General features: G+C 72.5%; 12 protein-coding genes. 10 read left to right on the top strand and 2 right to left on the bottom strand.

Annotated features, from left to right (window positions below; genetic code table 11):
- Positions 1 to 34 precede the first annotated feature (34 nt).
- Positions 35 to 724: a helix-turn-helix domain-containing protein gene (locus AB0N90_RS26105; RefSeq protein WP_365200565.1), complete on the bottom strand. Its 690-nt coding sequence runs from the start codon at positions 722 to 724 to the stop codon at positions 35 to 37.
- Between the two features lie 81 nt (positions 725 to 805).
- Here AB0N90_RS26105 and AB0N90_RS26100 point away from each other — a divergent pair, with 81 nt between their 5' ends.
- Positions 806 to 2,014 carry a pyridoxal phosphate-dependent aminotransferase gene (locus tag AB0N90_RS26100; RefSeq protein WP_365200562.1) on the top strand — a complete coding sequence of 403 codons (1,209 nt, stop codon included), beginning with the start codon at positions 806 to 808 and terminating at the stop codon, positions 2,012 to 2,014.
- A 105-nt stretch (positions 2,015 to 2,119) separates the two neighbouring features.
- Here AB0N90_RS26100 and AB0N90_RS26095 read toward each other — a convergent pair whose 3' ends face one another.
- Entirely contained in the window at positions 2,120 to 3,364 is a 1,245-nt protein-coding gene (locus AB0N90_RS26095) for an MFS transporter (RefSeq protein WP_365200560.1), read from the bottom strand.
- 276 nt (positions 3,365 to 3,640) lie between these two features.
- Between AB0N90_RS26095 and AB0N90_RS26090 the strand changes: the two genes are divergently transcribed.
- From AB0N90_RS26090 to AB0N90_RS26050, 9 genes are read left to right on the top strand one after another with little or no spacing between them, the layout of a single operon-like run.
- Positions 3,641 to 5,119, top strand: coding sequence for an aldehyde dehydrogenase family protein (locus tag AB0N90_RS26090; protein ID WP_365200557.1), 1,479 nt, complete (start codon positions 3,641 to 3,643; stop codon positions 5,117 to 5,119).
- Positions 5,116 to 6,183, top strand: coding sequence for an alcohol dehydrogenase catalytic domain-containing protein (locus AB0N90_RS26085; RefSeq protein WP_365200555.1), 1,068 nt, complete (start codon positions 5,116 to 5,118; stop codon positions 6,181 to 6,183). The genes AB0N90_RS26090 and AB0N90_RS26085 overlap by 4 nt, the downstream gene beginning before the upstream one ends.
- Positions 6,183 to 7,316: a serine hydrolase domain-containing protein gene (locus AB0N90_RS26080; RefSeq protein ID WP_365200552.1), complete on the top strand. Its 1,134-nt coding sequence runs from the start codon at positions 6,183 to 6,185 to the stop codon at positions 7,314 to 7,316. The genes AB0N90_RS26085 and AB0N90_RS26080 overlap by 1 nt, the downstream gene beginning before the upstream one ends.
- Positions 7,313 to 7,930 carry a hypothetical protein gene (locus tag AB0N90_RS26075; RefSeq protein ID WP_365200549.1) on the top strand — a complete coding sequence of 206 codons (618 nt, stop codon included), beginning with the start codon at positions 7,313 to 7,315 and terminating at the stop codon, positions 7,928 to 7,930. The genes AB0N90_RS26080 and AB0N90_RS26075 overlap by 4 nt, the downstream gene beginning before the upstream one ends.
- The gene (panC, locus tag AB0N90_RS26070) at positions 7,927 to 8,802 is read left to right on the top strand and encodes a pantoate--beta-alanine ligase (RefSeq protein ID WP_365200548.1); all 876 of its coding nucleotides are present in this window, start codon (positions 7,927 to 7,929) and stop codon (positions 8,800 to 8,802) included. Before AB0N90_RS26075 ends, panC begins: the two co-directional genes overlap by 4 nt.
- The gene (locus AB0N90_RS26065; protein WP_365200545.1) at positions 8,795 to 10,141 is read left to right on the top strand and encodes an aminotransferase class III-fold pyridoxal phosphate-dependent enzyme; all 1,347 of its coding nucleotides are present in this window, start codon (positions 8,795 to 8,797) and stop codon (positions 10,139 to 10,141) included. The genes panC and AB0N90_RS26065 overlap by 8 nt, the downstream gene beginning before the upstream one ends.
- Positions 10,138 to 10,914 (top strand): hypothetical protein, encoded by a 777-nt coding sequence (locus AB0N90_RS26060; protein WP_365200543.1) that lies wholly within the window; start codon positions 10,138 to 10,140, stop codon positions 10,912 to 10,914. Before AB0N90_RS26065 ends, AB0N90_RS26060 begins: the two co-directional genes overlap by 4 nt.
- Positions 10,901 to 11,935: a TauD/TfdA family dioxygenase gene (locus AB0N90_RS26055; protein WP_365200540.1), complete on the top strand. Its 1,035-nt coding sequence runs from the start codon at positions 10,901 to 10,903 to the stop codon at positions 11,933 to 11,935. Before AB0N90_RS26060 ends, AB0N90_RS26055 begins: the two co-directional genes overlap by 14 nt.
- Entirely contained in the window at positions 11,922 to 12,851 is a 930-nt protein-coding gene (locus AB0N90_RS26050; RefSeq protein ID WP_365200537.1) for an NAD(P)-dependent oxidoreductase, read from the top strand. Before AB0N90_RS26055 ends, AB0N90_RS26050 begins: the two co-directional genes overlap by 14 nt.
- Positions 12,852 to 12,854: the final 3 nt, after the last annotated feature.

Below are 12,854 nucleotides of genomic sequence, written 5' to 3'. Positions count from 1 at the left end.
CCGCCGCCCCGACCGTTGCCCCGGAAGGGTTGCGTCAGCCCTCCCGCAGCGCCTTCGCCACCGGCCCCTCGCCCGCCACCGCGACCTGCCCGGCGCGCAGGGCCTCCAGCAGCGGGAGGGTGCCGCGGGCCACGGCCTCCGAGACCGGGGTCGTCAAGGTGAGACGCGCGTCCGCGGGGGTGGGGGCGGGGCCGTCGCCGTACACCGGGGCCGCGTACACCGGTGCTGAGTCCGCCGGTGCCGAGTCAGCCGGTGCCGCGCCCGCCGGTTCCCCGCCCGCGCGGACATGGAAGTCGCCCTCCTCCAGGTGGACTTCGACCAGCCCCCGCACGCCGAGGCCCTCCAGCGCGCGCAGCAGCGGCAGGGCGAACCAGTGGGCGCGGACCGCGTCCGTCGGGCGGCGCTCGCCGAGTTCGGCCTCGCCCCAGACGCCGAACGCCTGAAGGACGGGCAGCAACGCGCTTCCGCGCGGGGTGAGTTCGTAGACCGTGGCCGCGCCGGGGGGCGGCAGCCGGCGCCGGGTGGCCAGGCCGTCGCGTTCCATGTCCTTCAGCCGGGAGGCGAGGACATCGGTGCTCACGCCGGGCAGGTCCGCGTGCAGATCGGTGTAGCGACGCGGGCCGGCGAGCAGTTCCCGGACGATCAGCAGGGTCCAGCGGTCCCCGACGAGGTCGAGCGCACGGGCCGCGGAGCAGTACTGGTCGTAGCTTCGGCGAGGTGGCATGCGACGCAGTCTAGACGCGTTGTTGGACTTTCCAAGCTCCAGCTTGGTAAAACCAAGTAACACGAGTTCCCGGAGGGACGCATGGAGTTCCGGCAGTCGAACAAGCTCAGCGAGGTCTGTTACGAGATCCGCGGCCCGGTGATCGAGCACGCGGACGCGCTGGAGGAGGCGGGCCACAGCGTGCTGCGCCTGAACACCGGCAACCCCGCGGCCTTCGGGTTCGAGGCACCGGAGGAGATCCTCCAGGACATGATCAGGATGCTGCCCCGGGCCCATGGCTACACGGACTCCCGGGGCGTGCTCTCCGCCCGCCGCGCCGTCGCCCAGCGCTACCAGACCCTGGGCCTCGAAGTCGACGTGGACGACGTCTACTTGGGCAACGGCGTCTCGGAGCTGGTCTCGATGGCCGTACAGGCGCTCATCGAGGACGGCGACGAGATCCTGATCCCCGCGCCGGACTTCCCGCTCTGGACCGCGGTCACCACGCTGGCAGGCGGCAAGGCCGTGCATTATCTGTGCGACGAGCGGTCGGACTGGAACCCGGACCTCGCCGACATGGCCTCGAAGATCACGGACCGCACCAAGGCCCTGGTCATCATCAACCCCAACAACCCGACGGGCGCGGTGTATCCGAAGGAGGTCGTCGAGGGCATCCTGGACCTCGCCCGCCGGCACGGCCTGATGGTGTTCGCCGACGAGATCTACGACCAGATCCTGTACGACGACGCCGTGCACCACTCGGCCGCCGCCCTCGCCCCCGACCTGGTCGTCCTCACCTTCTGCGGGCTCTCCAAGACGTACCGCGTGGCGGGCTTCCGCTCCGGCTGGCTGGTCGTCACCGGCCCCCGGCAGCACGCGAAGGACTATCTGGAGGGGCTGACCATGCTCGCCTCCATGCGGCTGTGCGCCAACGCGCCAGCGCAGTACGCCATCCAGGCCGCGCTCGGCGGGCGACAGTCCATCCGCGAACTCACCGCGCCAGGTGGGCGGTTGCACGAACAGCGCACGGTGGCCTGGGAGAAGCTCAACGAGATCCCCGGCGTCTCCTGCGTCAAGCCCAAGGGCGCCCTGTACGCCTTCCCGCGCCTCGACCCCAAGGTGCACCGCATCCACGACGACGAGAAGTTCGTCCTGGACCTGCTGCTGCGCGAGAAGATCCAGGTCGTCCAGGGCACGGGTTTCAACTGGCCCTCCCCCGACCACTTCCGCATCCTCACCCTGCCCCAGGCCGACGATCTGGAGGCGGCGATCGGGCGGATCGGGAGGTTCCTCGGGGGGTATCGGCAGTAGCGGCGGAAGCCTCGGTCATCGGTGCCGGGGCGGCGAGCGCGGCGGGCGCCGAATCGCCGTACCGGTATCGGCCGTACGGCTCCTACCGGTATCGGCGCCCGCCCCTCAGGCCAGCACCCGCATCCGCCGTACCGGACCCGCCCACAGGGCCAGCGGGGCCAGCAGGGCCACCGCGCCGACCAGCCACAGGGCGTCGCGGGTGCCGAGCGCCGCGGCCGCCGTACCCGCGAGGAGCGAGCCGACCGGCACCGCGCCCCAGGACACGAACCGCACGGTGGCCATCACCCGGGGCAGCAGCTCCGGCGGGGTCACGCTCTGGCGGTGCGTGCGGGTCAGGATGCTCAGCACCACGACGCCCATGGTGAAGACGGTGTTCCCGAGGCCGAACAGCAGCAGCCCCCAGCCGCCGGAGCCCAGCGGCAGCAGCACCAGGGCCACCGCCCCGACCGGCGTCGCCCAGCGGATCGCCCGCGCGCTGCCGAGGCGGGCGGCGAGCCGCGGGGTCAGGGCCGCGCCGAGCAGGCTGCCCAGCCCGTCCGTCGCCATGACCACACCGACCAGGCCGACGGGCGTGCCCAGCGTGCGCACCAGATACAGCGGGGTGAGCGCGATCAGCGTGCCGCAGACGAAGTTCACCAGCGTCGCGGCGGTCACGCACGGGCGGATCACGGGGTGCCGGGTGACATAGCGCCAGCCCTCCGAGATCTGCGCCCAGGGCGAACCGGCCGGGGCCCGCTTGTCCTTCGGGCGGGGCACGGTCCACAGGATCACACCGGAGACGACGTAGCTGACGGCGTCGACCAGGAGGCTGGCCGCGGCGCCGCAGAACTGGACGAGCACACCGCCGAGCGAGGGCGCGCCGAGCTGGGTCGCGGCGCTGGAACCCGACAACAGGCTGTTGCGCGCGGTCAGTTCCGCCTTGCTCACGATGCTGGGCAGGAAGCTGGAGTTGCCGATGTCGAAGACGACACCGGCGAGGCCGATCACCAGGGTGACGAGGACGAGCTGCCACAGCCGGAGGATCCCGAGCGTCGCGGCGAGCGGTACCCAGGCCATCGCCGCCGCCCGGATCAGGTCCATGGCGATCTGGGTGCCGCGCAACGGCAGCCGCTGCACGATGACTCCGGCGGGCAGCCCGATCGCCAGCCAGGCGACGAAGCGCGCGGCGGGCAGCAGGCTCACCTCGAACGCACTGGCGTGCAGCGTCTCGATGGCCACCAGCGGCAGTGCCACAGTGGTCACGGCGTCACCGACACCGCTGGCCGTCGAGGCGGTCCAGTACCGCCAGAACATGCCCGCTCCACCGGTGTCGCGGGTCTTTCCCCCACTGTCCAGCTCGACTTGAGCCATGGTCACCTCTCCCCCGAAGTCCCGCAGTGGACCAGATCGCCCCTGCCCCCGCAGTAACGCGCGTCACATTCCACGCCGAAGCGACAGACTGTTGTAGGCCAAGAATTGTGAGGTTACGATCACCCACTGATCGATCTTGGTCTGGTGCTGCTCGCGGCCGAGGCGGCGGGCCACCACCGGACCATGCCGACCGGCTACGCCCCGGGGCCGGAGCACTCGTTCGAGTGACCGGTGGGTCGGCCGACCGTGCGACGCACAGATGATTCGAGGAACATCATGTCCGTAGTCGCCCATCCCACCGACGAGCCGGACCCGGGACGCCCCGGCGGTCCGGCACAGGAGTCTCCACCGGTCCGCCCGGGTGTCTTCGAGAACGGGAGCTGGCGGCACGGCGAGCTGCGCCACGAGGTACGCAGCCCCTACGACGGCCGGCTCGTGGCCGTCGTCAGCCATGCCTCGGCGCGGGAGGTGCCGCGCGGGCACAGGCCCGTACGGGCACTGGCCGCCGCCGACCGCGCCCGGGTGCTGCGCGACTGCGCCGAGGGGCTGGAGGCCCGCAGGGCGGAGCTGGCCGCGTCCGTCTCCGCCGAGATCGGCATGCCGGTGACGGACGCGGAGAAGGAGGTCGACCGCTCGGTCCGCTGGCTGCAGCTGGCGGCGGAGGCGGTGCACCACCTCGACGGCACCTCGACCCGGCTGTCCGGGCCCGGGGGCGACCGGCTGGCCGTGACCACACCGCAGCCGTACCGCCGGGTCCTGGCGATCACGCCGTACAACCGCCCGCTGGCCCAGCTGATCGTGAAGGTGGCCCCGGCGATGCTGGCGGGCGCGCCGATAACCCTCAAGCCGTCCGAACGGGCCGGTGCGAGCGCCGCGCTGGCCGTCGGGATTTTGCTCGACTGCGGCTATCCGCCCGAGTACCTCTCGCTGTGGACCGGCGGCCCGGACGTCGCCCAGGCGCTGCTCGCGGATCCCGCGACGGACTTCGTGGCGTTCACCGGCGGCGCGCGCGGCGCCGGGGCCGTCGCCGCGACGGCCGGACCGCGGCCCGGCTGCTACGAGTTGGGCGATGTGGGCGCCCTGGTGGTGTGCGCCGACGCCGATCTGCCGGCCGCCGCCCGCGCGGCCGCCCAGGGCGCGTTCGGCAACGCGGGCCAGTCCTGCCGGGGGGTCAAGCGCATCCTGGCCGCGCGGGACGTGGCCGAGGAATTCGCCCATCTGCTGGCCGAGGAGAGCGCGGCCTGGCGGGTGGGCGATCCCGCCGAGCGCGGCACCCGGATCGGCACGCTCATCGACACGGACGCGGTGGCACGGGTGCGTACGGCGGTGGAGGCGGCGGTCACCGGCGGCGCCGAGGTCATGGCGGGCGGCGAGTACCGGGGCGCCCAGTGCTGGCCCACCGTCCTCAACAATGTCGATCCGCAGGCCCAGTTGGTGACCGAGGAGTTCCTCGCGCCGCTGGCCCCCGTGATCGCCCTGACCGACCGCGCGCTGGACGAGCTCCCCGAGAGCTACCCCGGCGGCCTCCAGGTCGGCGTCTTCACCCGCGACCTGGACCGCGCCATGAACCTCGCCCAGCGGCTGCGGGTCGGCACGGTCGTCCTCAATGACGGCCCGCAGTACGACCATCCGCTGGCCCCCTTCGGCGGAGTGGGGCACAGCGGCCACGGCCGGGAGAGCGTGCTGTCGTCGGCGCGCAACATGTGCTTCGCCAAGACGATCGTGTTCCCCGCCCCGACCCAAGGACCTCGATGACCACCGGTGTCACCATCAATCTGCGCGCCGACGGCGGTCTGGAGCGGCGCGAGCACCCCCTGCTGCCGCCGCGTCCCGGCGGGGCGCTGCTCGCCGTCGAGCGGGCGAACGTCTGCGGCAGCGACGTCCATCTGTGGCGCGGCGGGCATCCGACGCTGCACGACTGCGTGCTCGGGCACGAGTTCGTGGGCCGGGTCGTGGACACCGGGGGCGAGCCGCTGTACGACGCGCGGGGCGAGCGGCTGGCCGAGGGCGACCGGCTCGTCTGCTCGTACTTCCGGGTGTGCGGCAGTTGCGCGATGTGCCGGATCGGCCGGACCAACCTCTGCGAAGTGGCCTACGCCTCCTGGGGCCGCTCCAGTCTCGAACAGCCGCATTTCCGGGGCGCGTTCGCGAGCCACTACCACCTGCACCCGGAGCAGTTCACGGTCAAGGTACCCGAGGAGCTGCCCAGTTCGCTCGCGGCCCTGGCCAACTGCGCGCTGGCGCAGGGGCTGGCGGTCGTGGACCGGATCCGCGCGGATGTGCTGGCGGGTCCGTGCCTGGTGATCGGGGCCGGTGCGCTCGGTCTCTCGGTCGTCGCGGGCGCGCCGAAGGAGACGTCCTGGGACGTGTACGACCGCGTCGCCGGGCGGCGCGCGAACGCCGGGCTGTTCCCGAACGCCCGCGCGCTGGACTCACTGCCCCCGGCGGGCGGGACGCTGGACGGGCACTACGACGTCGTGGTGGTCGCGGCGGGCACCCCGGAGGCGTTCGGGACGGCCCTGGAGCAGGTGCGGCCGGGCGGCCAGATCGTGATGATGGGCATCATCAACACCCGGGACACCGATGTCGTCTCGATCCGCCCCGGGGTGCTGACCCGCAAGGGCGTCACCGTCTCCAGCGCGATCCGCTACGGCGTCCCCCAGCTGACGGCCGCCGTCGAGCTGCTCCGCGGTGACACCCCGCTGCGGCGGCTGCCGCTCGCGGAGTTCACGCCGGCCGAGGTCACCGCCGCGCTGGCCGCCGCCGAGCGCTGCGAGAGCGGCCGCGTGAGTCTCGTACCAAATGGAGAACTCCATTGATGCACACGGCGCTTGACGGCCTCGCCCAGGACTGCGCGGACACCCTGACCGCCGAGCTGGAGGCCGGCCGGATCAGCGGCGGCGCGGCCTGTCTGCGCGATATCGCCGCCGGTGAGCAGCACACGGTGTTCGTGGGCCGCAACGCCCCGGCCGGACCATCGGTGTCCCTGGACAGCGTCGTGCGCCTGTACTCGATGACCAAGGCGATGCTCGCGACGCTCGCCCTTCGTCTGATCGACGCGGGCCGGCTTCCCGGACTCGACATGCGGGCCGCGGAACTCGCCGCCGGGCTCGACGGCGTCCGGGTCCCGGCCACGATGACCCTGCGCCACCTGCTGACCATGTCCTCCGGTCTCGCCGGGTCGAAGGAGCACGAGCGGATGCAGCGGGTGTACCGGGCGGCGGGTGTCCTGCCGTACGACTACACCGAGCGCGGGTACGCCACCGACGAGACCGACTTCCTGCGGCGGATCTTCGGCTGCGAGCTGTCCGCCGCGCCCGGCACCCGGTGGGAGTACGGCCGCTCGGCGGACGTCGCCGGACTGCTGCTCCAGCACCACCTCGGCACACCGCTGGACGCCCTGTTCCGCACGTATGTCTTCGAGCCGCTCGGGATGACGTCGAGCGGGTTCTTCCTGCCGCCGGAGCTGCCGGCGGACGTGGTGCTCCAGCCGCCGTTCGATCCGCCGACCGGTGAGGCGCTGGCCGATGTGCGGCGCGCGAGCGGATTCCGGTCCGCGGGCAGCGGGGGCCTGGCGAGCCTGCGGGACTATCTGGCCTTCCTCCAGGCAGTGTTCTTCCCCGCACCGGATTCCGGCTTTCTCAGCGCGTCCGCGCGCGCGGAACTGCTGACGGACCAGATATCCGGGCTGCACGACACCGGGCCCGACTACATTCCCGGGACCGACTGGGGATTCGGTCTGAATTTCAAGATCTCGCCCCGAAACTGCGGGCCCGACAGCGCCCGCCGCGTGGCCTGGCTCGGCCGGGCGGGCACCAGTTTCCTCGTCGATCTGGAGAATGAGTTGATCCTGCTGTTCGCCGCGCCCTCCTACGGGCAGACCAGAATCCTCCAGGCGAAATTCACGGAACTCGCCGACCGGCACCTGCCGCAGGGGGCGAGCGCCCGATGACCACACCCCCCATCGTCGCGTTCATCGGTCTGGACGGCGCCGGAAAGAGCACCCAGATCGAGATGCTGAAGGCCGCCTACGAGGCCCGCGGCCTGTCGGTGTTCGTGCATCCCAACCCGAGCCTCCAGGGGCTGTCGGCCCGGCTGGACGAGGTCGCCGCGGAGCACGGGTACGACGACCGGTTCGCGATGCTCGGACCCGACACGCACAAGATCATGACGGCGGCCGTGAAGTGGATGGCGATGTCCTCGCTGGGCACCGCGCCCGAGGGCACCGATCTGATCATCGCGGACCGGTACGCGTACTGCCAGATCGCCGCCGCCGACGCGCTCGGCGCGAGCAACCGCTGGCTGATCGAGGGCCTGTTCCGGGGGCTGCCCGAGCCGACGCTCACGCTGTTCATGGACCTCGACCCGGCGCTGTCCGTGGCCCGGGTCAAGGCGCGGGACCCGCGGGAGTGGATCGACCACGGCTTCCTCACCCGGATGCGGGCCGCGTACGCCGCGCTCCCGCAGGCGTCGGCGTGGACATGGATCGACGCGGACGCCACGTTCGAGGAGGTGCACCGGCGGGTACTCGCGGCGGTCGAGGCGAAGCTGGGGGAGGCGCGATGAAGGTCGTCACCACGGCCCGGGAACTGGCCACCGAGTGGGAGGCCGGGCGCCGCGCGGGCGCCGTCATCGGATATGTGCCCACCATGGGAGCGCTGCACGAGGGGCATCTGAGCCTGGTCGACCTGGCCCGCGCGGAGTGCGACCTGGTCATCTGCAGCATCTTCGTCAACCCGCTCCAGTTCGGCCCGGACGAGGATTTCGAGTCGTATCCGCGGCCCATGGAACGCGACCTCGAACTCCTGACGGCCCGGGACACCGATGTCGCGTTCCTGCCGGGCTGGACGGAGATCTTCCCCGGCGGCGAGCGGGTGCTCGACGACTTCGGCACCCATGTCTCGGTGCCCCGGCTGAGCCACCAGCTGTGCGGGGCCGCGCGCGCGGGCCACTTCGACGGCATGGTCACCGAGAGCCTGCTCTTCCTGAACCTGGTACGGCCCGACCGTACCTACTGGGGCGAGAAGGACTTCCAGCAGCTGCGGATCATCGAGACGCTGGTCGCCGACATGCGGCTGCCGGTGACCGTGGTCCGGGGCGCCACCCGGCGCGAGCCCGACGGCCTCGCGATGTCCTCCCGCAACAAGAACCTCGACCCGGCGGCACGGGCCATAAGTCCCGCCCTGCGCAAGTGCCTTGAGGAGATGCGGGCCCAGGTGCTGTCCGGCGGACCGCTGCCCGCGGTGCTCGCGGCCGGCCGGGAGCGGCTCGGATCGCTGGGGTTCGCGGTGGAGTACCTGGTGGCCTGCGAGGAGGAGGCGCTGACCGAGGTGGCGGCGGCGGACGGGCCGGTGCCGGTACGGCTGTTCGCCGCGGCCCGCCTCGGTGGCGTACGACTGCTCGACAACATCCCGCTGACCGGGGCGCACCATGGCTGAGCTGGCGACGGAACCGATCGTCTACTCCTTCACCGACCACCGTGTGTACCGGGAGGAGTCACCGCTGGTCATCGCCGAGGGCGAGGGCATCCGCATCCGGGACACGGCCGGGAAGGAGTACATCGACGCGCTGTCCGGGCTGTGGCACGCCAACCTCGGCTTCTCCGACGCGGAGCTGATCGAGGCCGCCACCTGCGCGTACCGCCGACTGCCCGCGTTCCCCTGCGCGTTGGGCCGGGGAAGCGCCGAAGCGCAGGCGCTGGCCCATGAGTTGCTCGCCGCCGCCGAGGGGCGCTTCAGCTCGGTGTACTTCGCCGCCTCGGGGTCCGAGGCCGTCGAGTCGGTGCTCAAGTTCCTGTGGCTGGCGAGCAACGCGGACGGAACGCCGGACCGGAAACTGGTCGTCACCCGGGACTCCGGCTTCCACGGCACCACCCTCGGCGCCGCCTCGCTGGCCGGAATCCCGAACCAGCACGCGGGGTTCGATCTGCCGCTGCCGTTCACCGTGCGGGTGCCCCGGGCGCACTACTACCGCGATCACCTCGACGGCGAGTCCCGCGCGGAGTACGTCGAGCGGATCGTGCGGACCACCCGGAGCCGGATCGAGGAGGCGGGCCCGGAGAACGTGGCCGCCATGGTCGCCGAACCCGTCATGGCGGCGGGCGGGGTCCTGGTGCCGCCCGAGGAGTACTGGCCGGCGATGGACCGGCTGCTCACCGATCTCGGGATCCCGCTGGTGGCGGACGAGGTGGTGTGCGGGTTCGGACGGCTCGGGCCGCTCTTCGGGCACCGGCGCTTCGGGCTGCGGCCCGCGGCGGTGACGGTGGCCAAGGGCATCACCGCGGGGTACGCCCCGCTGGGCGCGGTCCTGCTCGGCCCTGACCTCACCCGTTCGGTGGCCGGGGCGGCGGAGTCGTACGGCGTCCTCGGGCACGGTTCCACCTTCGGCGGCCACCCGGTCGCGGCGGCCGTGGCCCGCGCCCATCTGCGGGCCCTCGCCGAGCGCGGCATCGAGGCACGTGTCGCCGCGCTGGAGGCATCGCTGCGCACCTGCCTGGAGGGGCTGCTGGAGCTGCCCGTGGTCGGGGAGGTGCGGTGCGTGGGCGGGCTCGCGGCGGTGGAGCTGATGGCCGACGGAGCGACCCGTCGGCCCTTCGACCCGGAGCGCCGCATCGGCCGCCGGGTCGCCCGCAAGGCCCGTGAACTCGGGCTCATCGTCCGCGACTTGGGCGATGTGCTGGCTCTGTGTCCCCCACTGATCACCGGTGCGGACGATGTCGCCGAGATCGCCTCCCGGCTGCGCGACGCCATCACGGCCACCCTGAAGGAGGAGACATGACGCGACTCCCGGCCAAGGCCCACGCCTGGGACCTTGTCAGCGGCAGCTACTGGAACTCGGGCTACTACGGCGGCCCCGCCCCCGAACACGACCTCGTCGTGGCCGGGTTGATGCGCGCCGGGGCCCCGACCGCCGTGGTCGGCGCCAGTACCGTCTCCCTGTCCAGGGCCGCCCAGGACGCCGGGGCCGAGCTGCATGTGCTCGACTTCGCGCCGGGCATCCTGCGGGAGGCGGGCGAGTGGCTCGGGCTGCCGGAGGACCGGCGGCACCTGGTGGATGTGACCGGGGAGCTGCCCGAGCGGCTGCGCGGCCGGTACGAACTCGTGCTCGCCGACCGGCTGGTGAACCGGTTCAGCGCGGCCGATCTGCCCGGCGGACTGCGCGGGCTGCGCGATCTGGTGGCCGAGGGCGGGACACTCGCCCTCACCGTCCGGTTCGGCTGGTACGACCGCGACCGGCAGATCCATGACGCGCTCACCCCGGCCGAGCAGCGGCTCTTCTGGCGGCCCGACATCGGTGAGATCGACTACGCGACACTGCCCGACCGGGACCTCCCGCTGCCCACCTGGGGCGGCATCTCCGGCGAGGTGATGCGCGAGCACATCCGCGGCAGGGGGCGCGAGGCCCGCTTCCACAGGGACGAACTGCTCGCCGCCATCGCCGACCTGGGCGGCCTCGACCGTACGGACCTCGTCGAGGCCACCGACGGCACCGCGCTCGTCGTACTCAGGAAAGCCGCCCTTTGGAAAGGGGAGCACCATGACCCTGCCTGACCCGCCGCAGGAGATCCGCACCGAGCCGATCACCGACCCCACGGCGTGGCTGGCCGCGGAGCTGCCGGTGCCCGAGGGCGTCGTGCACGAACTCACCCCGGCGCACCTGGACGAGATAACGGCCCTCGCCAAGACGTTGCACACCGAACCGCTCCCCCTCCTCGCGGACCGCGAGCCCTGGCGGGCGCTGGCCCACCGGACCATGCCCCTGCTCTCCGAACTGGCACACTCGACGGCCCACCGCACCGAGACCCATGTCGGTACGGCCGTGCTCCGGGGCCTTCCGGTGGCCGACCTCGCGCCGGACGAGATCCGCGGCCTCTACCGGGCGCTGGGCGCCGTGATGGGCACCGCCGTCTCGCAGAACACCCGGGGCGAGTACATCGCGGACGTCCGCGACTACGGCAACGGCGGCCTGGACAACAGCGCGGTGCGCGGCCACCAGACGACCTCCGCGCTGCGCTTCCACTCGGACGACGGCGACCTCGCTCTGCTGCTGTGCGTACGGCCCGCCGAGCACGGCGGCACCTCGCTGATCGCCAGCGCCATGACGATCTACAACGAACTGCTGCGCCGGGCACCGCACTTGCTGGGCCTCTACTACAACGGGTTCGTCTACGAGAACCGCGACGAGGAGGACCCCCCGGCCTACCGCAACGCCGTCTTCGGCTACTACCACGGCCAGTTGACCTGCCGGTACTTCCTCCGCGACTACGTCGACTCCTCCCCCGCCGTGACGCATGTGCCCGTGAGCGATCTGGAGCGCCACGCCCTCGATCTGTTCGAGGCGCTCGCGGCGCGGCCCGGGGCCGCGACCGAGTACGCGCTGCGCGCCGGGGACCTCCAGCTGGTCAACAACAACATCGTGGTCCACGCGCGCCGTTCGTTCAGCGACGGCACCGGGGGCGGGGGCCGGCTGCTGCTGCGGCAGTGGGTCAACCTGGACGGGGGGCGGCAGTTCCCGACGACGCTGTGCCGCCATCGCTACGGCATGCGGAAGAAGCCCGATGCCCACGACTGAGCGCCGACTGCTGCTCACCGCCCGGCTCCCCGGGCTCCCGGAGGCGCTGCCCGCGGGCCTGACCCCGGCCCACTGGTCCGGTGGCGACCGCGGGAGCCTGCTGCGGGCGGTCGCGGGAAGCACGGCACTGCTGGTGACCGCCAACGAGCCGGTGGACGCGGACCTGCTGCGGGCGGCGGGTCCCGGCCTGCGGGTGGTCGGCACGTACTCCACCGGCGTCGACCACATCGAGGTGGAAGCCTGCCGACGCGCGGGAATCCAGGTCGTCACGGCGGCCGGCGCCCTCGCCCCCGCCGTCGCGGAGCACACCCTGGGCCTGCTGCTGGCCTGCGCCCGGCGGATCGTGGAGGCGGACCGGTTCGTCCGCTCCGGCGCCGACTGGCGCTGGGAGGCCGGCGCCTTCCTCGGCGCCCAGTTGCACGGCCGCCGCCTGGGCATCCTGGGCCTGGGCACCATCGGCTCCGAGGTGGCCCGCCGCGCCCTGGCCTTCGGCATGGAGGTCCACGCCCTCCCCCACCGTCCCGGCACACCGCTCCCCCCAGGGGTGATCCCCCACCGGGACCTGGTCGGCCTGATGCGGGTGAGCGACCTCCTGACCCTCCATGTCCCCCTCACCCCCGAGACCGACCACCTGATCGACAAGTCCCTGCTCACCGAGCTGCCACCCGGCGCCATCGTGGTCAACACCTCCCGCGGCCGGGTCCTGGACCAGTCCGCCCTCCTCGAACTCCTGGCCGCCGGCCATCTCGCGGGCGCCGCCCTGGACGTCTACGAGGACGAACCGCACGTACCGCCCGAGCTGCGCCAGCACCCTCGTACCGTCCTCACCCCGCACATCGGCAGCGCGACGACGGCGGCCCGCCAGGCCATGACGGCGGCGGTGCTGCGGAGAATAGGGGCGGCGCTGGAGCAATGAGCG

The sequence above is a fragment of the Streptomyces sp. NPDC093018 genome (assembly GCF_040684035.1).
GTDB classification, from domain to species: domain Bacteria; phylum Actinomycetota; class Actinomycetes; order Streptomycetales; family Streptomycetaceae; genus Streptomyces; species Streptomyces murinus.
The sequence above is the reverse complement of the archived record's forward strand: the minus strand, read 5'-3'. Positions and strand labels throughout refer to the sequence as shown.